The sequence below is a fragment of the Actinotalea soli genome (genome assembly GCF_017565425.1).
In the GTDB taxonomy this organism is placed as follows: domain Bacteria; phylum Actinomycetota; class Actinomycetes; order Actinomycetales; family Cellulomonadaceae; genus Actinotalea; species Actinotalea soli.
Genome location: NZ_JAGEMK010000005.1, coordinates 232,500 through 250,555, shown reverse-complemented (window position 1 = coordinate 250,555; position 18,056 = coordinate 232,500). Strand labels below are relative to the sequence as shown.

At 73.5% G+C, this 18,056-nt stretch carries 20 protein-coding genes and 1 pseudogene; 15 read left to right on the top strand and 6 right to left on the bottom strand.

Features of this window, described 5'->3' with window-relative positions:
- Nucleotides 1-61: 61 nt before the first annotated feature.
- From J4G33_RS11655 to J4G33_RS11640, 4 genes are all read left to right on the top strand, one after another.
- A complete protein-coding gene (locus tag J4G33_RS11655) occupies nt 62-1,012 on the top strand; it encodes a carbohydrate ABC transporter permease (protein WP_208056132.1) in 951 nt (316 codons plus the stop codon).
- Nucleotides 1,012-1,938, top strand: coding sequence for a carbohydrate ABC transporter permease (locus J4G33_RS11650; protein WP_208056131.1), 927 nt, complete (start codon nt 1,012-1,014; stop codon nt 1,936-1,938). The genes J4G33_RS11655 and J4G33_RS11650 overlap by 1 nt, the downstream gene beginning before the upstream one ends.
- Nucleotides 1,939-2,013: 75 nt before the next feature.
- Nucleotides 2,014-3,534, top strand: a complete 1,521-nt coding sequence (arfA, locus tag J4G33_RS11645; protein ID WP_208056130.1) for an arabinosylfuranosidase ArfA — start codon at nt 2,014-2,016, stop codon at nt 3,532-3,534.
- Nucleotides 3,531-4,598 (top strand): arabinan endo-1,5-alpha-L-arabinosidase, encoded by a 1,068-nt coding sequence (locus tag J4G33_RS11640; RefSeq protein WP_208056129.1) that lies wholly within the window; start codon nt 3,531-3,533, stop codon nt 4,596-4,598. The genes arfA and J4G33_RS11640 overlap by 4 nt, the downstream gene beginning before the upstream one ends.
- 9 nt (nt 4,599-4,607) lie before the next feature.
- Here the strand turns inward: J4G33_RS11640 and J4G33_RS11635 are convergent, their stop codons facing one another.
- Nucleotides 4,608-5,468 carry an HAD family hydrolase gene (locus J4G33_RS11635; protein ID WP_307793864.1) on the bottom strand — a complete coding sequence of 287 codons (861 nt, stop codon included), beginning with the start codon at nt 5,466-5,468 and terminating at the stop codon, nt 4,608-4,610.
- Nucleotides 5,469-5,503: 35 nt separating this feature from the next.
- Between J4G33_RS11635 and J4G33_RS11630 the strand changes: the two genes are divergently transcribed.
- Nucleotides 5,504-5,779 carry a glutaredoxin family protein gene (locus tag J4G33_RS11630; RefSeq protein ID WP_208056128.1) on the top strand — a complete coding sequence of 92 codons (276 nt, stop codon included), beginning with the start codon at nt 5,504-5,506 and terminating at the stop codon, nt 5,777-5,779.
- A complete protein-coding gene (locus J4G33_RS11625) occupies nt 5,776-6,417 on the top strand; it encodes a redox-sensing transcriptional repressor Rex (RefSeq protein WP_208056127.1) in 642 nt (213 codons plus the stop codon). Before J4G33_RS11630 ends, J4G33_RS11625 begins: the two co-directional genes overlap by 4 nt.
- 92 nt (nt 6,418-6,509) lie before the next feature.
- On the opposite strand, the gene J4G33_RS11620 is transcribed toward J4G33_RS11625, so the two are convergent.
- Nucleotides 6,510-7,070, bottom strand: coding sequence for a YceI family protein (locus tag J4G33_RS11620; RefSeq protein ID WP_208056126.1), 561 nt, complete (start codon nt 7,068-7,070; stop codon nt 6,510-6,512).
- A 189-nt stretch (nt 7,071-7,259) separates the two neighbouring features.
- Here J4G33_RS11620 and J4G33_RS11615 point away from each other — a divergent pair, with 189 nt between their 5' ends.
- The 6 genes from J4G33_RS11615 to ccsB all read left to right on the top strand — a co-directional run bounded on the left by J4G33_RS11615 (nt 7,260) and on the right by ccsB (nt 12,570).
- Nucleotides 7,260-7,793 carry a MarR family winged helix-turn-helix transcriptional regulator gene (locus J4G33_RS11615; RefSeq protein ID WP_208056125.1) on the top strand — a complete coding sequence of 178 codons (534 nt, stop codon included), beginning with the start codon at nt 7,260-7,262 and terminating at the stop codon, nt 7,791-7,793.
- A gap of 63 nt (nt 7,794-7,856) precedes the next feature.
- On the top strand, nt 7,857-8,519 hold the full coding sequence (locus J4G33_RS11610; RefSeq protein WP_208056124.1) for a histidine phosphatase family protein: 663 nt from the start codon (nt 7,857-7,859) through the stop codon (nt 8,517-8,519).
- Complete coding sequence (locus tag J4G33_RS11605) at nt 8,516-9,112, top strand: TlpA family protein disulfide reductase (protein ID WP_208056123.1); 597 nt, start codon at nt 8,516-8,518, stop codon at nt 9,110-9,112. The genes J4G33_RS11610 and J4G33_RS11605 overlap by 4 nt, the downstream gene beginning before the upstream one ends.
- A gap of 47 nt (nt 9,113-9,159) precedes the next feature.
- A complete protein-coding gene (locus tag J4G33_RS11600; RefSeq protein WP_208056148.1) occupies nt 9,160-9,888 on the top strand; it encodes a cytochrome c biogenesis CcdA family protein in 729 nt (242 codons plus the stop codon).
- The gene (gene resB / locus J4G33_RS11595; RefSeq protein ID WP_208056122.1) at nt 9,888-11,510 is read left to right on the top strand and encodes a cytochrome c biogenesis protein ResB; all 1,623 of its coding nucleotides are present in this window, start codon (nt 9,888-9,890) and stop codon (nt 11,508-11,510) included. The genes J4G33_RS11600 and resB overlap by 1 nt, the downstream gene beginning before the upstream one ends.
- 4 nt (nt 11,511-11,514) lie before the next feature.
- A complete protein-coding gene (ccsB, locus tag J4G33_RS11590) occupies nt 11,515-12,570 on the top strand; it encodes a c-type cytochrome biogenesis protein CcsB (protein ID WP_208056121.1) in 1,056 nt (351 codons plus the stop codon).
- 84 nt (nt 12,571-12,654) lie between these two features.
- On the opposite strand, the gene J4G33_RS11585 is transcribed toward ccsB, so the two are convergent.
- The gene (locus J4G33_RS11585; RefSeq protein ID WP_208056120.1) at nt 12,655-13,062 is read right to left on the bottom strand and encodes a PLD nuclease N-terminal domain-containing protein; all 408 of its coding nucleotides are present in this window, start codon (nt 13,060-13,062) and stop codon (nt 12,655-12,657) included.
- A 58-nt stretch (nt 13,063-13,120) separates the two neighbouring features.
- Here J4G33_RS11585 and J4G33_RS17195 point away from each other — a divergent pair.
- A pseudogene (locus J4G33_RS17195) lies at nt 13,121-13,303 on the top strand (DUF4229 domain-containing protein); the annotation flags it as partial.
- Nucleotides 13,304-13,387: 84 nt separating this feature from the next.
- Here J4G33_RS17195 and J4G33_RS11575 read toward each other — a convergent pair.
- Both J4G33_RS11575 and menE read right to left on the bottom strand, forming a co-directional pair.
- Nucleotides 13,388-14,257, bottom strand: a complete 870-nt coding sequence (locus J4G33_RS11575; protein WP_208056119.1) for a 1,4-dihydroxy-2-naphthoate polyprenyltransferase — start codon at nt 14,255-14,257, stop codon at nt 13,388-13,390.
- Nucleotides 14,241-15,461 carry an o-succinylbenzoate--CoA ligase gene (gene menE / locus J4G33_RS11570; RefSeq protein WP_208056118.1) on the bottom strand — a complete coding sequence of 407 codons (1,221 nt, stop codon included), beginning with the start codon at nt 15,459-15,461 and terminating at the stop codon, nt 14,241-14,243. The genes J4G33_RS11575 and menE overlap by 17 nt, the downstream gene beginning before the upstream one ends.
- A gap of 116 nt (nt 15,462-15,577) precedes the next feature.
- Here menE and J4G33_RS11565 point away from each other — a divergent pair, with 116 nt between their 5' ends.
- Entirely contained in the window at nt 15,578-16,693 is a 1,116-nt protein-coding gene (locus J4G33_RS11565; RefSeq protein WP_307793863.1) for a DUF3048 domain-containing protein, read from the top strand.
- Nucleotides 16,694-16,833: 140 nt separating this feature from the next.
- Complete coding sequence (locus tag J4G33_RS11560) at nt 16,834-17,025, top strand: hypothetical protein (RefSeq protein ID WP_208056117.1); 192 nt, start codon at nt 16,834-16,836, stop codon at nt 17,023-17,025.
- A 27-nt stretch (nt 17,026-17,052) separates the two neighbouring features.
- Here J4G33_RS11560 and J4G33_RS11555 read toward each other — a convergent pair whose 3' ends face one another.
- Nucleotides 17,053-18,003 carry a 1,4-dihydroxy-2-naphthoyl-CoA synthase gene (locus J4G33_RS11555; protein ID WP_208056116.1) on the bottom strand — a complete coding sequence of 317 codons (951 nt, stop codon included), beginning with the start codon at nt 18,001-18,003 and terminating at the stop codon, nt 17,053-17,055.
- Nucleotides 18,004-18,056 lie beyond the last annotated feature (53 nt).

Here is an 18,056-nt window from a genome sequence, read left to right as displayed (position 1 = left end):
CGGACGGCGGTGCCCGCACCGCCGTCCGGCCGGACCCCCGACCTTCTCCCTGGAGTCGACGATGACCACACAGACGGTGACCGCCCGTGCCGCGACCAGGCAGCGACGCGCTGCTCCTGCTCGCGGCGGCAGCCACATGGATGCCAAGCGGCAGCGGTGGGGCTGGTTCTTCATCGCACCGTTCGCGGTGGTGTTCCTGGTCTTCCTGGCCGCCCCGCTGCTGTACGCGCTGTGGATGAGCCTGCACACCAAGACCCTGGCCGGCGGTGAGTCCTTCACCGGGCTGGCGAACTACTCGCGGGCCTTCTCGGACCCGATCTTCCTCGAGGGGTTGCTCCGGGTCGGGCGGTTCGTCCTCGTGATGGTCCCGATCCAGATCACCGTCGCCCTGGTGGCGGCGCTGGTCCTCGACACCCTGGCGACCCGTCTGTCGAAGTTCTCCCGGCTGATGATCTTCGCCCCGTACGCGATCCCGGGCATGATCGGCGCGCTCATGTGGGGCTTCCTCTACAGCCCGCGGTTCGGCCCGGCGGCGGACATCTTCGGGCTCTTCGGAGCTGACGCACCACGCTTCCTGTCCGAGAGCCTGATCTTCGGCAGCCTGGTCAACATCGTGACCTGGCAGTGGGCCGGCTACTACATGATCATCATCTTCGCGGCCCTGCGCGGCATCGAGACGAGCATCTACGAGGCCGCCCGGATCGACGGAGCCTCGGGCTTCCAGATCGCGACCCGCATCAAGGTGCCGATGATCTCCTCGGCCCTGGTCATGGTGGTGATCTTCTCGCTGATCGGCACGCTCCAGTTCTTCACCGAGCCCGCGATCCTGCGTGGTGTGGCACCTGGGGCGATCCCGGCGGACTACACGCCCAACATGTACGCGTTCTCGCTGGCCTTCGCCTACAGCCAGTTCAACTACGCCTCGACGATCGCCTTCGCCCTCGGAGTCGTCGTCTTCATCTTCTCGTACGTCTTCCTGCACCTGACGCGCAAGCAGAGCGGACTCAAGTGATGGGCATCACGACCGCCGGCGGCAGTGCCGCGGCCCCGCAGACCACGACCACGTACCGACCCCAGAAGACCGGGGGGCCCGTCCGTTCTCGGATCGGCTCGCACCTGTTCCTCCTGGCCCTGGTCCTCTACTTCATCACCCCGCTGTGGTGGCTCATGGTCGCGAGCACCAAGAGCAACTCCGGGCTCTTCACGGGGACCGGCGGGCCGCTCTGGTTCGACGACGAGTTCCACCTCATCCAGAACATCCGGGACCTGAGCACTCACCAGGGCGGCATCTACTGGACCTGGTTGGGGAACTCCTTCCTCTACGCGCTGTCGGCCGGCGTGGGGGCGACGGCCTTCGCGGTGCTGGCCGGGTACGGCTTCGCCAAGTACCGGTTCCGCGGCAGGAACGCCTCCTTCGCGCTCCTGCTCGGCTCGGTCATGGTGCCGCTCACGGCCCTGGTCATCCCGACCTTCGTCCTGCTCAGCGAGTTCCAGCTGGTCAACACCCGGTGGGCCGTCATCCTGCCGTCCCTGCTGAGCCCGCTCGGGGTGTACCTGATCCGGGTCTACGCCCAGGACGTCGTCCCCGACGAGCTGCTCGACGCGGGCCGCGTGGACGGCGCGGGGGAGCTGCGGCTCTTCGTCCAGGTCGCCCTGCCGCTGCTCCGCCCGGCGATCGTCACGGTGCTGCTGCTGTCCGTCGTGGCGACCTGGAACAACTACTTCCTCGCCCTGGCGATGCTGCGCAGCCCGAACCTCCTGCCGATCACCGTCGGCCTGGACAGCTGGCAGTCCCTGTCGAACGCCGGGGCCGGGGGCGAGCAGGTGTGGAACCTCATCGTCACGGGTGCCTTCGTCTCGATCCTGCCCCTGATCATCGCCTTCCTCGCCCTGCAGCGGTACTGGCAGGGCGGGCTCGCCCTCGGCGCCCTCAAGTAGCCCTCGAGCGGCCTCGCCCAGCCTGCGCCCGACGGGCGCCCACCACCTCTCACCGATCCTGACCAGGAGACCTCGATGCCTCATGCCCGCGTGACCCTCGACCCGGCCTTCACGGTGGCCCCCGTGCGACGCCGGACCTTCGGCACCTTCGTCGAGCACCTCGGCCGGTGCGTCTACACCGGCATCCACGACCCGGGCCACCCGACCGCCGACGAGGACGGCTTCCGCGGGGACGTCATCGAGCACGTCCGCGAGCTCGGCATCAGCACCGTGCGCTACCCGGGCGGGAACTTCGTCTCGGGGTACCGCTGGGAGGACGGCATCGGCCCGGTCGAGGAGCGCCCCGCCCGGCTCGACCTCGCCTGGCACAGCACCGAGCCCAACACCGTGGGCGTGGACGAGTTCATGCGGTGGTGCGCCAAGGCCGACGTCGAGCCGATGATGGCCGTCAACCTCGGCACCCGGGGCGTGCAGGAGGCCCTCGACCTCCTCGAGTACTGCAACGTCGAGGGCGGGACCGCGTGGTCGGACCTGCGACGCAAGAACGGAGCGGCCGACCCCTACGGCATCCGCATGTGGTGCCTGGGCAACGAGATGGACGGCCCGTGGCAGATCGGTCACAAGACGGCCGCCGAGTACGGGCGGGTCGCGGCCGAGACCGCGCGTGCGATGCGGATGGTGGACCCCGGGCTCGAGCTCGTGGCCTGCGGCAGCTCGAGCTCGGCGATGCCCACCTTCGGCGAGTGGGAGCGCACCGTCCTCACCGAGGCCTACGAGCACGTCGACCTGATCTCGGCCCACGCGTACTACTTCGAGAAGGACGGCGACCTCGCCAGCTTCCTCGCCTCGGCCCTCAACATGGACGCCTTCATCGACGACGTGGTCGCGACGGCGGACGCGGTGCGCGCGGTCAACCGCTCGACCAAGCGGATCGGCATCTCCTTCGACGAGTGGAACGTCTGGTACCAGGACGCCGCGCCCTCGGTGCCCCCGAAGGACAGCTGGCCGGTGGCCCCGCCGCTGCTCGAGGACCACTACAACCTCGCCGACGCCGTCGTGGTGGGGAACCTGCTCATCTCCCTGCTGCGGCACTCGGACCGTGTGCTCTCCGCGAGCCTGGCCCAGCTCGTCAACGTGATCGCCCCGATCATGACCGAGCCGGGTGGGCGCATCTGGAAGCAGACGACGTACCACCCCTTCGCGCTGACCTCGCGGTACGCCGTGGGGGAGGTGCTGCGGGTCGAGCTCGCGACACCGAGCCACCAGACCGCGACCTACGGCGACACCCCCCTGGTCGACGCGGTGGCCACCCACGACGCCGAGACCGGCGCGGTGGCGGCCTTCCTGGTCAACCGGTCGACCAGCGAGTCCGTGACCGTCGAGCTCGACCTGCGTGCCTTCGGCGGGGCCGAGGTGGTCGAGGCCCTGACGATGGCCGGGGACGACCCCTACGCCCGCTCGACGGTCGAGGACGACACCTCCCTGGCCCCACGGCCGGTCACGGCCACCCGTGACGGGGACGTCGTCCGGCTCGAGCTGCCGCCGGTGTCGTGGTCGGTGCTGCGCCTGGCCACCGGCGACCGCGCCGGCGCGTGACCGACGCCGTCGCGGGCCCCCGCCGGGACCGCCGTCGCCTCCTCCTCGTGGCGACGGCGGCCCTGGCGGTCCTCGTCCTGGTCGGTCTCGTCCTGGTCCTCGGGCCCGGCCGGGCCGACCGCGGGCCGACGGCGCTGGAGCTCAGCGGCGACCTCGACGTGCACGACCCCGCCCTCGTCGCCGGCACGGGGGAGGAGCCCTGGTTCGTCCTGTCCACGGGGGACCACACCCGCGGGGACGGTGCGGTCCAGGTCCGGCGCTCGCTGGACGCCGGGCGTACCTGGGCCGACGCGGGATTCGTCTGGGAGGAGGAGAACCGGCCGGCCTGGACCGACGAGGCCGTCCCGGGGGTCGAGAACTTCTGGGCGCCGGAGGTCTACCAGCACGACGGCACCTTCTACCTCTACTACTCGGCGTCGACCTTCGGCTCCAACAGGTCGGCGATCGGCCTCTACACCGCCACGACCCTCGACCCCGAGGACCCGGAGTACGGCTGGGTCGACCAGGGGGAGGTCATCTCCTCCGAGCCGGGCCGGGACGACTGGAACGCGATCGACCCGGGCATCGTCGAGGACGCCGAGGGCACTCCGTGGATGGCCTTCGGGTCCTTCTGGGGCGGCATCCAGATGATCGAGCTGACGTGGCCCGAGGGCATGCCGGCCGACCCGGCCGCCGAGCCCGTCACCATCGCCTCACGCGGGGTGCCGCCCAACGCGATCGAGGCCCCGTACCTCGTCGAGCGTGACGGCTGGTACTACCTGTTCGTCTCCAAGGACTCCTGCTGCCGCGGGACGGACAGCACGTACAACGCCGTCGTCGGGCGCTCGCGCGAGGTCACCGGCCCGTACGTCGACGCCGAGGGCCGCCCGATGCTCGAGGACGGCGGGACGCAGCTGCTCGAGACCCAGGGGTGGATGGTCGGCCCCGGCGGGCAGTCGGTCTCGCGGGACCACCTGGCCTTCCACTACTACGACGCGCGGCACGGTGGGCAGTTCCGGCTCGCGATCCACGAGATCGACTGGCAGGACGGCTGGCCCACGGTCCGGGTCGAGGCGGAGGGCTGAGGCGGCTCCTCAGCCCCGCAGGCCCCGCCGCGCCGCGCGCAGGACGAGCCCTGCGACCCAGGCCAGCCCCGCGAAGCTGGCCGCGTGCATGCTGCGTCGGGCGGCGGCGCGCCGCCGGCCGCGGAACTCACGAGCCGGCCAGCCGACGGCCTGGGCGTGGCGACGCAGGCGGCCGTCAGGGTTGATCGCGACGGGGTGGCCGACGGCCGAGAGGATCGGCACGTCGTGGGTCGAGTCGCCGTAGGCGTAGCAGGTCTCGAGGTCGAGGCCCTCGACCCGGGCGAGCTCGGCGATCGCCTCGGCCTTGGCCCGGCCGTGCATCATGTCCCCGACGAGCCTGCCGGTGTAGAAGCCGTCGACGTGCTCGGCGACCGTGCCCAGCGCCCCGGTCACGCCGAGGCGTCGGCCGATGAGCTCGCCGATCTCGACCGGGCTCGCGGTGATGATCCACACCTGGTGCCCGGCCTCGAGGTGCTCGTGCAGCAGGGCCTGGGTGCCCGGGAAGATCCGCAGCGAGAGGACCTCGTCCCAGACCTCCTCGCCGATCGCGGTGATCTCGGCCACCGAGCGGCCCGCGACGATCGACAGCGCACGAGAGCGCACGGTGTCGATCTGCCGGAGACTCTCGCCGAAGAGCAGGTAGCGGGACTGGTGGAAGCCGAAGCTCACCAGGTCCCACGTCCCGAAGAACCCGCGTCGGCGCAGACCCACGGCCAGGTGGAAGGCGCTGGCACCCCGGATGATCGTGTTGTCCAGGTCGAAGAAGGCGGCGGTGCGGGCAGGGGGCGGTACGGCGTGCGTCGCCTCGACCGCTGCTCGGGCCGAGACCTCGACGGGCACGCCGCTCTGGCTGGGGTTCGGCTCGGCCACGTCGTCACTGTAACCATCCCCGTAGGGTTGGACCTATGGAGCGCGACGCAGGAGTCCGGGCTGATCGGCTGGTTCTCTACGTCCGCACCGGCTGCCACCTGTGCGCCGAGGCCCGGGTGGTGCTCGCCGAGGTGACCGCCGAGCTGGGCACGGGCTGGTGCGAGGTCGACATCGACCAGCACGAGGACGCCGAACGGCTGGCCGAGCTCTACGGCGAGCTGGTCCCGGTGGTCACGGTGGACGGGGTGCAGCAGGGGTACTGGCGGATCGACGCGGCCCGGGTGCGTCGGGCGCTGGCCGGACCGGCATGACCCCACGTCCCGTGCCGCGCTCGACCGTCGCGCGGCTGCCGATCTACCTGCGCGCCCTCGAGGAGCTGACCGCGCAGGGGGTGACGACCACCTCCTCGGGCCAGCTGGCCGAGCTCGCCGGGGTCGGGCCCGCCCAGCTGCGTCGGGACCTGTCCTTCCTCGGGTCTCACGGCGTGCGCGGGGTCGGGTACGACGTCGAGCACCTCGGCGAGCAGGTGGCCACCGCCCTGGGGGTCACGGCGGACCTCGCCGTGGTGATCGTCGGGGTCGGCAACCTCGGGCACGCGCTCGCCAACTACGTGGCCGGGACGGGGCAGGGGTTCCGGGTGGCGGCCCTGGTCGACGCCGACCCGACGGTGATCGGGACGGTCGTCGCAGGGCTCGAGGTCGAGGACGTCGCCGGGCTCGAGGAGGTCGTCCGGCGGGAGGAGGCCACGGTCGCCGTCCTGGCGATCCCCTCGGCGGTCGCGCAGGAGGTGTGCGACCGGCTGGTCGAGGCGGGGGTCACGGGCATCCTGACCTTCGTGCCGCGGGTGCTCCAGGTGCCCGAGGGGGTCGACCTGCGGTCGGTGGACCTCGGGACCGAGCTGCAGATCCTGGCCTTCCACGAGCAGCGCAAGGCCGCCCTGCGCGGCTGAGCGCAGACAGCACGACGCCGCCGGCACCCGAGGGTGCCGGCGGCGTGCGCCCCGTGGCGGCAGGGGGCTACGGCCACGGAGTCTGGGGGAGCTCAGGCCTGCTTGATGGCCGAGATCTCGATGGCGATCTTGACGGTGTCGCCGACCAGCACGCCGCCGGTCTCGAGGGCGGCGTTCCAGGTGAGGCCGAAGTCCTTGCGGGAGATCTCGGTCGAGGCCGAGTAGCCGGCGCGGGCGTTGCCGAAGGGGTCGGTCGCGGTGCCGCCGAACTCGGTCTTGAGGGTGACCGGGCGGGTCACGCCGTGGATGGTGAGGTCGCCCTCGATGGCGTAGTCCTCGCCGTCGGCGGTGATCGTGGTCGAGGCGAAGGTCCAGGTGGGGTGGTTCTCGACGTCGAAGAAGTCGGCGCTCTTGAGGTGGCCGTCGCGGTTGGCGTCGCGGGTGTCGATCGTGGTCGCGTCGAGGGCGGCGGTGACCGAGGTGACCGTGAGGTCCTCGCCCACGAGGATGGTGCCCTCGGTGATGGCGACGGTGCCGCGGACCTTGGCGATCCCGGCGTGGCGGACGGAGAAGGAGGCCTCGGAGTGCGAGGCGTCGACGGCCCAGGTGCCGCTCGTGAGGCCGGCGGGCAGGGCGGTGGTGGTGGTGCTCATGGTGGCTCCCTTGGTGACAGACCCGCGGTGGGCCGTGTGGTTGAACGCTCAAGCAACGTGTAGTTGAGATTTCTACTACACTCGTCCACGGGATGCAACCCCCCTGGCCCGGGAGCCTCGGCGCGGGCAGGTGCCGCCCGCTGACCACGGGTCCCATGCCAGGGGCCGCGCATGAAGGAGACTGGGACCATGACGAGCACGAGCAGCCGCCACGACGAGGCCACCCCCGAGGCCGACGCCGAGCCCCGCTGGCTCACCCCCGCGCAGCAGGTGCACTGGCGCGCCTACCTGCTCGGCAGCGCTCGGCTCAACGAGGCCCTGACCCGTCAGCTCGAGGCCGAGGCGGGCCTCTCGCTGAGCGAGTACGAGATCCTCGTGCGGCTCTCGGAGGTCCCCGGGCGCACCGTGCGGATGTCCGAGCTCGCGGACGCCCTGGTGTTCTCGCGCAGCCGCCTCACGCACACCGTCACCCGGCTCGAGCGGCGCGGGCTGGTCGAGCGGCGTACCTGCTCGGCCGACGGCCGGGGCGTGAACTGCGTGATGACCGACGAGGGGTTCGACCTGCTCCGCGACGCCGCTCCGGGCCATGTCCGCGCCGTGCGGGCACACCTGCTCGACCTGCTCACCGACGAGCAGTTCGCGGTGCTCGGCGAGGCCATGGCCGCCGTCGTGCGCGGCCCCGCCGGCATCGAGGGGGACTGCAAGGGCCAGCCCTCCGCATGAGCCTGCCAGGCCCACGACCTGCGCGATGAGGGACCACGCGCCGGGGTGAGCGAGACTGGTGCCATGGCCACCACGACCGTCCACCTCATGCGCCACGGCGAGGTGCACAACCCCGAGGGCGTCCTCTACGGCCGGATCCCCGGCTACCGGCTCTCCGAGCGCGGCGTCGCGATGGCTGAGCGCATCGCCGCCCACCTCTCCGGTACCGGACCTGCCGGGCAGCCGCGCCGCGACGTCGTGCACGTCGTCGCCTCGCCGCTGCAGCGCGCCCAGGAGACCGCGACCCCCGTCGCCGCCGCGTTCGGGCTCGAGCTCGCGACCGACGAGCGCCTGCTCGAGGCCGAGAACCACTTCGAGGGCATGACCTTCGGGGTGGGGGACGGGTCGCTGCGCCGCCCCGCGCACTGGCGCTACCTGTGGAACCCGCTGCGGCCCTCCTGGGGAGAGCCCTACCGGAAGCAGGTCGCGAGGATGCTCGCCGGGGTCCACGCCGCCCGCGAGGCCGCGCAGGGCCACGAGGCTGTCATCGTGAGCCACCAGCTGCCGATCTGGGTCACCCGTCAGGCCCTCGAGGGCAAGCGCCTGTGGCACGACCCGCGCCGCCGCGAGTGCTCGGTCGCCTCCCTCACGAGCCTCCACTTCGACGGCAGCAGCCTGAAGGGCATCACCTACAGCGAGCCGGCCGGGGACCTGCTGCCCGACGGCCCGACCGTGCCGGGGGCATGACCGTGCGGATCGGTGCAGCCGTCGGCGCGGGCCTCCTGGCCCTGACCCTCTCGGCCTGCTCCTCAGGCGTGGGGGGCGGCTGGACCGAGGGCGGCGCCCAGGCGGGGTACGTCTCGGGGGACAGCTCGGTCACCACCTGGGAGGCCGGCGACCGGACCGGACCCGTCGAGGTCACCGGCACGGACTACGACGGCCAGGAGATCGCGGTCGCGGACTGGCGCGGCGACGTCGTCGTGCTGAACACCTGGTACGCCGAGTGCCCGCCCTGCCGGGCCGAGGCCCCCGACCTGGTCGAGCTGGCCAACGACTACGCCGACCGGGGCGTGCACCTGCTGGGCATCAACTCGACCGACGCCGCAGGGGCGGCGCAGTCCTTCGAGCGCACCTTCGACGTGCCGTACCCGAGCCTGGAGGACACCCGAGGGGCCGCGGTCGCCGCGCTCCAGGGCACGGTGCCGATCCAGGCTGTCCCCACGACGGTGGTCCTGGACCGGGAGGGCAACGTCTACGCCCGGGTCCTCGGCCAGGTCGACGGCAGCACCCTGCGTGCCCTGGTCGACGACGCCCTCGACGAGCAGGCCGGCACCGCGTGATCCTCGGTCTGGCCGACACCTTCCAGCAGACGGTGCTGAGCGGCTCGATGCTGCTCGCGATCCCGTTCGCGCTGATCGCCGGGCTGGTCTCCTTCGCCTCACCCTGCGTGCTGCCCCTCGTCCCGGGCTACCTCGGCTACGTGACCGGCATGGCCGGGGGGGCCCGGCCGGGATCGCCGGGCGGGCTGGCCGCCGTCGGGCGGTGGCGCATGCTCGCGGGGGTGGGTCTGTTCGTCGCGGGTTTCACGGTGGTCTTCGTGCTGTTCGGCGTGCTGGCCGGGTCCCTCGGGGCGGCCGTGAACCAGTGGAGCGACGTGCTGACCCGGGTGCTCGGGCTCGTCGTCGTCCTCATGGGCCTGGTCTTCCTCGGGTGGATCCCCTTCGCCCAGCGCGAGCGGCGCCTGCACCTCGCGCCGACCGCCGGGCTGTGGGGGGCCCCGGTGCTCGGGGTGGTCTTCGGGCTCGGCTGGGCGCCGTGCATCGGCCCGACCCTCGTCGCGGTCTACACCCTGGCCCTCGACGAGGCCTCCGCGGGGCGCGGGGCGGTGCTCTCGGTCGCCTACTGCGTGGGCCTGGGCCTGCCCTTCCTGCTGATCGCGCTGGGCTTCGAGCGCTCGGCCGGGGCCCTGGGCTTCCTGCGCAGGCACCGGGTGACGATCATGCGGATCGGCGGCGGGGTGCTGGTGCTGGTCGGTCTGGCCCTGGTGTCAGGGATCTGGGGGGCGTGGACCCAGTCCCTGCAAGGGCTCATCGGCGGCTTCCGGACGGTGGTGTGATGTCCGAGGACTACCGTCCTGACGGGCACGCGGGTGGCCCGTACGCCGAGACCGAGCCCGGGGCCGCCACCCCCGTGGCGCTGCCCCGTCTGGGCTTCGTCGGCACCCTGCGCTGGACCTGGCGCCAGCTGACGAGCATGCGGGTCGCGCTGATGCTGCTCATGCTCCTCGCCGTCGTGGCCGTGCCCGGCTCGGTGCTCCCGCAGCGCCCGCAGGACCCCGCCGCCGTCGCGCGCTACCTGGCGGACAACCCCGGGCTGGCCCCCTGGCTCGACCGGCTGGGCTTCTTCGACGTCTACGCCTCGGTGTGGTTCTCGGCGGTCTACATCCTGCTGTTCGTGTCCCTCGTGGGCTGCATCGTGCCGCGCACCCGCGTCCACCTGCGCGCCGTGCGGGCCCGGCCCCCGCGCACGCCACGGCGGTTCGACAGGTTCCCGGCCCGCGGGAGCGCGGTCGTCGACGCCGCCCCCGAGGAGGTCGTGGGCGCGGCCCGGCGGTCCCTGACCGGCTCGGTCGGCCTGCTGCCGCGGTTCCGGGTCGACGACGCGGTCGAGGCCGGTGGCGCGCGGACGGTCGCGGCCGAGCGTGGCTACCTGCGTGAGAGCGGCAACCTGCTGTTCCACCTGGCCCTGCTGGGGATCCTCGTCTCGGTCGCCACCGGGCAGATGCTGCACTACCGCGGGCAGGCCCTGGTGGTCGAGGGGCGGGGCTTCGCCAACGCCGTGACCGACTACGACACCTTCGAGGCGGGCACCGCCTTCGACCCGCGCTCCCTGGTCCCCTTCACCCTGACCCTGGACGAGTTCACGGCCGAGTTCACCACCGACGCGGCCGCGAGCCCGCGGGACTTCGTCGCCGACGTCACGGTCACCGAGCCGGGGGCCGAGGAGAGCGTCACCTCCATCCGGGTCAACCACCCGCTCACGGTCGGTGGGGCCAAGGTCTACCTCATGGGCAACGGCTACGCCCCCGAGCTCACGGTGCACGACGCGGCCGGGGAGCTCGCCTTCGCGGGGACCGTGCCCTTCGTGCCCGAGGACGCGCAGTACCTGTCCCGCGGGGTGGTCAAGGTCCCCGACGTCTCGACCGGGGAGCAGGTGGGCCTGGTCGGGTACCTGCTGCCCACGGCCGAGGTCACCGAGTCGGGCGCCCGGTCGGTCTACCCCCAGCCCTTCGACCCGCTGCTCGTCCTGACCGTCTGGAGCGGGGACCTGGGCCTCGACGACGGCGTGCCCCAGAACGTCTACGAGCTCGAGACGACGGAGATGACCCAGGTCCTCGAGGAGGACGGCACCCCGACGACGATCCTGGTCGGGCTGGGGGAGACCGTGGAGCTGCCCGGCGGGCTCGGCACCCTGACCTGGGACGGACTGCCCCGCTTCATGGCGGTGGACCTTCGGTACGACCCTGCCCTGCCGTGGATCCTCGCCTTCTCGATCGCAGCCCTCGTCGGCCTCTCGGTGTCCCTCTTCACACCGCGGCGACGGCTCTGGCTCCGGGTCACCGAGCAGGACGGTCGTACAGTGGTCGACGGCGCCGCCCTCGCACGCGGCGACGACCTGGGCCTCGACGGCGAGCTCGACCGGGTCATGGACGCCGTGCGAGCACTGGACGGAAGGTAGGACGATGGGCACCGGTGAGCTGAGCACCCTCCTCGCGTGGGGGGCGGTCACGGCCTACGCGATCGCGCTCGTGGCCTTCTCGATCGACCTCGCGCGGCTGGCCGACGGCCTGGCCCGCCCCGCCGAAGCCCTCGGCGGGCGAGGGCAGGCCGCAGCCGCGGGGGACACCGTCGCGGCCGGCGCAGGAGCTGCGGGCACGACGACGATGACCCCGGTCGCCACCCCCGTGGGCACCACCTCGGCCGACCTCGCAGGCCCGAGCGGCGACGACGGCCCCGAGGCTGCCGGCGGCCCCGGACGCTCGCGCCGAGCTGTGGGCGTCGCCATGGCCACCACCACCCTGGGCCTCGGCCTGCACGTGCTCGCCGCGGTGCTGCGCGGCATCGCCGCGGGCCGGGTGCCGTGGGCCAACATGTACGAGTTCACCCTCGTGGGCACCCTGGTCGCGGTCGCGACCTTCCTGGCCCTGTGCCGGCGACGGGACGTGCGCTTCCTCGGCAGCCTCGTGGTCGGCCTCGTGCTGATCGCCCTGGGCGTCGGCCTCGCGGCCTTCTACGTGCCGGCGGACGCCGTCGAGCCGGCCCTGCAGAGCTACTGGCTGGTCATCCACGTCTCGATCGCGACGATCGCCACGGGACTGCTCACCGTCTCCTTCGCCGCGAGCGCGCTGCAGCTGCTCAAGGACTCGCGGGACCGGGGATCGGCGCGGCTCTCCGCGGCGCGCTGGCGTCTGCTCGACGCCCTGCCCTCCACCCGGGACCTCGAGGCGCTCTCCTTCCGGATCAACGCCGTGGGCTTCGTGCTGTGGACCTTCACGATCATGGCCGGGGCGGTCTGGGCCGAGCACGCCTGGGGCCGGTACTGGGGCTGGGACCCCAAGGAGGTCTGGAGCTTCGTGGTGTGGGTGGTCTACGCGGCCTACCTGCACGCCCGCACCACGCGCGGCTGGTCCGGGCGCCGCGCGGCGTGGTTCGTCCTGGTCGGCTACGCGACGGTGATCTTCAACTTCACCGGGGTCAACCTGTTCTTCCAGGGGCTGCACAGCTACAGCGGGCTCTGACAGGCCCAGGCGTGACAGGTCCAGGCGTGACGGGCCCCGGCGCCTGGGTGCCGGCCCGAGGCCGGACGGTGACCGGCGGGCTCCTCAGCGCTCGGTGGTGTCCCCGTCGTCCTCCGTCGTCGTGCCCTCCTCGGTGCCGGCCTCGCCGCTGCTGTCCCGGTCCCGTGCACGCTGGCGACGGCGCTCCTGCTCGAGCCGCCACAGGAAGTCCGGGTCGTCGTCGGGGGCCACGGGGCCCGACCGGCGGGGCCGGGGACGCCCGGGGCCGGGAGGGCGGCCCGGGGCGGGCGGACGGGCGGCGCCCTGCTCGCGTCGCCGCTGACGGCTGAGCAGGATCCACACGACCGGTCCGATCACGGGCAGCAGCACGATCACGGCGACCCATGCCGGGACGGGCAGCCCGTTGCGCTCGACCACCTGGGACCGGGAGAGGTCGATCAGCGCGTAGATCGCCAGGGCGATCGGGATGACGTAGACCATGGCGCGGAGCATCTCCCCAGCCTAAGTGCCGCCGGCGCGTGGCACCGGCCAGGGCGCCTACCCTGGGGGGATGCCTGTGGTCGTGTACTCCGCCCTCCGCCTCGGCCTCTTCGGCGCGGCCCTGCTCGTGCTCTGGTGGGCGAGGCTCGGGGGCTGGCTCCTCGTCGTCGCGGCGACCGTCGTGGCCTGGGCGTTGTCGTACCTCTTCCTCAAGGGGCCGCGGGACGAGGCCGCGCGCTGGCTCGAGGCCCGGGCAGAGCGCCGTCGCGAGTCCGGGGAGCGCTTCTCGGCCGAGGTCCAGGGGGACGCCGACGCCGAGGACGCCGAGGTCGAGGCCTCACATCGCGAGGCCGACCCCCAGCAGGATCCCGTAGCCGAGCTCGAGCAGCCCGGTGCCGGCGAGCACCGGCTTGAGCAGCACCCCGCGGGCGCCGAGCAGGACGGTCCCGACGAGCAACCCGGCGGGCACCACGAGGAGCAGGACGAGCAGGGCCCACGGGGCGACGGGGGCGCAGGCGACGGCGAGCAGCAGCGGCAGGACGACGAAGGCCGCGTACACCCGACGTGACCGGTGCTCGCCCAGGCGCACGGCCAGGGTGCGCTTGCCGACGAGGACGTCGGTGGGGATGTCCCGCAGGTTGTTGACCATGAGCAGGGCGCAGGCCAGGAGCCCGATGCCCACCGCGCCGGCGACGGCGAGCCACGAGACGCGCCCGGCCTGGGTGTAGGTGGTGCCCAGCACGGCCACCAGGCCGAAGAACACGAAGACGCCGACCTCGCCGAGGCCGCGGTACCCGTACGGCGACCGCCCCCCGGTGTAGGACCACGCGGCGATGATCGCGACCGCGCCGACGGCGAGCAGCCACCACTGACCGCTCAGGCCCACCAGGCCCAGGCCCAGGAGGGCCCCGACCCCGAAGGCGGCGAAGGCGGCCCGCCTGACGGCGGCCGCGGGGGCCGTGCCCGAGGCGGTCAGCCGCAGCGGACCGACCCGGTCGGTGTCCGTGCCGCGGATCCCGTCGGAGTAGTCGTTCGCGTAGTTGACGCCGACCTGCAGGGCCAGGGCCACCCCGGCGGCCAGCAGGGCGCGCACCGGCGAGGCCAGGCCCAGCTGGGCTGCCGCCCCCGTGCCGACGAGCACCGGGGCCACGGCCGCGGGCAGGGTCCGCGGTCGGGCGCCTTCGACCCACTCAGCCAGCGTCGTCATGGTTCTCCGTCCGGGGGGTGCGGGCCAGGGCAGCGGCCGCCTCGCGGGCGACCTCGGCGCGGTCGACCTTGCCCGGACCGCGCTGCGCGAGGGCGTCGACCAGCACCAGGTGGCGTGGCGCGGCGGCGACCCCCAGGGTACGCGCGGCGCGGCGCAGCGCGGCCAGCTCGGGGGCAGGGCTACCCGGCCGGGGCACGACGACGGCGGTCACCGCCTGGCCCCACTCGGTGTCAGGGACCCCCACCACGCAGACCTCGCCGACCCCGGGCACCCCGGCGAGCGCGGCCTCGACCGCAGCAGGGGCGACCTTGAGCCCGCCGGTGACCAGGACGTCGTCCGAGCGGCCGAGCACCGTGAGACGTCCCCCGTCGAGGAGGCCGAGGTCCCGGGTGCGGAACCAGCGACGGCCCGCTGCCGTGGTGAAGGCGGCGGCGTCGAGGTCGGGGCGTCCCAGGTACCCGCGGGCGAGCACCGGCCCCGCGAGGCGGATCCCGTCCTGGTCGACGGTCACCTCGACCCCGTCGAGGGGGAGCCCGTCGTAGACGCAGCCGCCGCAGGTCTCGGTCATGCCGTAGGTCAGGACCAGGGGCAGGCCATGCTCGCGGGCGGCCTCGACGAGAGCCGGTGGTGTCGCGGCCCCTCCGACCAGCACCGCGTCGAGGCGGCTCAGGGCGTCCAGGGTCGGGGCGCCGGCGCTGAGCACGCGGTGCAGCTGGGTCGGCACCAGGGCGGTGTACAGGGGGGCGTCGCCGGGGGCCGAGCGCACGACGGCGGCGAGGGCGTCCGGGTCGAAGCCCTGGCCCGCCGGCAGGACGAGAGGGTCCAGCCCGGCCACGGCCGAGCGCACCAGGACCTGCACCCCGGCGACGTGGGCCGGGGGGAGGGCGAGGAGCCAGCGTCCGGGCCCGCCGAGGCGGGCGTGCGTGGCCTCGGCCGAGGCCCGCAGCGCCGCGGCGTCGAGCATCACCCCGCGCGGGAGCCCCGTCGAGCCCGAGGTGCGGACCACGAGGGCCACCTCGTCGGGCACCTCGGCGGGGGCCCCGCCGGCTCCCGGCACGGGGGCCGGCGCCGTCGCGGACGGCTGGCCCATCAGGTCGATCGCGGGTCCGGTGCCCTCGAGGGCACGGTGCACGTGCCCGAGCAGCCCGGAGGCGAGGGCGTGGTCGGTGGGGCCCACCGGCAGCGGGAGCAGCGGTCGGTGCACCGTCCCAGCCTAGGCGCGCCGTACAGTAATCCTGCCGATCCGCGGGTCGGTGCCGTCCACCGACCCCAGGTCGGTCGCCGCAGCCGACCCCCGTCGGCACGAGGAGGAGTACCCCAGTGGGCCGTTCGACCACCCTGAGCACCGTGCCGCGCCCGGCCGCCCCGCGCAGGCTCGCCCGACGCCCCCGCGGCGCCGCGCTCTCCCTGGCGACCGCCGTCATGGTCGGGCTCGCCGCCTGCTCGGCCCCCGCTCCCGAGGCCCCGGCCCCGGTCACCATGACCCCGACGGTCGACCCGTCCCGGGGCGCCCCGCCGGCGCCGGACGTCCCGACCGTCTGGCCCCTGACCGGGGTCGAGGTCGACGAGGTGCCCGAGCGGCCGGCGGTCGCGGTCAAGGTCGAGAACACCGCCACGGCGCGCCCGCAGTCCGGCCTGGACCAGGCCGACGTCGTGTGGGAGACGATCGTCGAGTTCGAGGTCTCGCGCCTGGTCGCCGTCTTCCACTCGCAGGTCCCCCAGGAGGTCGGCCCGATCCGTTCGGTGCGACCGATGGACCCGTTGATCGTCGCACCGCTCAACGGCCTCATCGCGTACTCCGGGGGCCAGCCGGGCATCCTCGCCGAGGTGCAGTCGAGCGGGGTGCAGTCCTTGAGCCACGACGAGGGCACCGGAGGCATGTTCCGTGTGAGCGGACGCTCCGCCCCGCACAACGTCTACGGCTCGGTCGAGACCTTCATGGCGGCGGCCGACGCCGAGCACGCGGCCTCCCCCGAGGAGCAGTTCGCCTTCGCCCGCAGCGCCGAGAAGGCGAGCGCCGTGGTCGACGGCTCGGCGGCCACCACCCTGAGCCTGCGGCTGTCCGCCCAGGCGAGCCCGTCGTGGGCCTGGGACGGGGCCACGGGCACCTGGCAGCGCTCGGAGGGAACGGTGGCCTCGCTCGCCTCGGGCGGGGACCGGCTCAGCGCGGTCAACGTGGTCGCGATCACCGCGCCGCACCCGAACTCGCCGTACGGGGCCCAGGGCGGCGCCGCGGTCCCCACCTACGACCTCGTCGGGGAGGGGCCCGCGGTCGTGGCCACCGGCGGCAGCACCGTCGAGGGCAGGTGGACCAAGGAGGCGATCGACGCCCCGCTCCAGCTGGTCGACGCCGACGGCGACCCGCTGCTGCTCGCCCCGGGCAACACCTGGGTCGAGCTCGTCCCCGAGGGCAAGGGGTCGCTCACCGTCGGCTGACGGCGGCGTCCCGGGCCACCCGGGTACGACCAGGGGATGAGGGCCGCCCCTCGGGATGAGACCTGCGGGGGAGCAGCGGGGCCGAGGGTCGAGCCGTGAGGTGGATCCGCAGCACGGGGTCCGCGCGGCAGGCTCGTGCCATGGCTCAGATCACTGCTCCCGGCCCCGTCCACGACGACCGTGGCCGACCCGACCAGATCACCCGCGACCGGTTGCGGACGGCCGTGCCGGTGGCCGTCGCGGTCGCCCTGCTCTTCGGCACCCTGTGGGTCGGGGCCCTGGCCCTGCGCGACATGGTCGACCTCGGCGTCTGGCTGCTCAGCAGCACCTGACCTGCACCGGGGCCCCGGGCCGACCCGTCAGACGTGGTACGGGAAGCCCGACCAGTCCGGCGCCCGGCGCTCGAGGAAGGCGTCGCGTCCCTCGACGGCCTCGTCGGTCATGTAGGCCAGGCGGGTCGCCTCCCCGGCGAAGACCTGCTGGCCCATGAGCCCGTCGTCGGCCAGGTTGAAGGCGAACTTCAGCATCCGCACCGCCTGGGGCGACTTGCCGGCGATGGTCAGGGCGTACTCGACGGCCAGGGCCTCGAGGTCCTCGTGGTCGGCCACCTCGTTGACGGCCCCCCACCGCTCGGCGTCCTCGGCCGAGTACTCGCGGGCCAGGAAGAAGATCTCCCGGGCTCGCTTCTGCCCGACCTGCCGGGCCAGGTACGCCGAGCCGTACCCGCCGTCGAAGGAGCCGACGTCGGCGTCGGTCTGCTTGAAGCGGCCGTGCTGACGGCAGGCCACCGAGAGGTCCGCCACGACGTGCAGGGAGTGCCCCCCGCCCGCGGCCCAGCCGTCCACCACGGCGATGACCACCTTGGGCATGGTGCGGATGAGGCGCTGCACCTCGAGGATGTGCAGCCGCCCGGCCCGCGCGGGGTCGATCCGGTCGGCCCCCACCCCGTCGGGGGAGTCGGTGTACCGGTAGCCGTCGCGTCCGCGGATGCGCTGGTCCCCGCCCGAGCAGAAGGCCCAGCCGCCGTCCTTGGGGCTCGGGCCGTTCCCCGCGAGGAGCACCGTGCCGACGTCCGAGCTCATCCGGGCGTGGTCCAGGACGCGGTAGAGCTCGTCGACCGTGTGCGGGCGGAAGGCGTTGCGGACCTCGGGGCGGTCGAAGGCCACGCGCACCACCGGCAGGTCCCGCTGGCCGTCCTCGGAGCGTCGGACGCCACGGTGGTAGGTCAGGTCGGTCAGGCCCTCGAAGCCTTCGACCTCGCGCCAGACGGTGGGGTCGAAGGTGGCCGAGACCTGGGGCGGTGCGCTCATGCCGCCACCCTAGCCAGCGACTACGGTCGTCCCGTCGGCCGGAGGGACCGCCC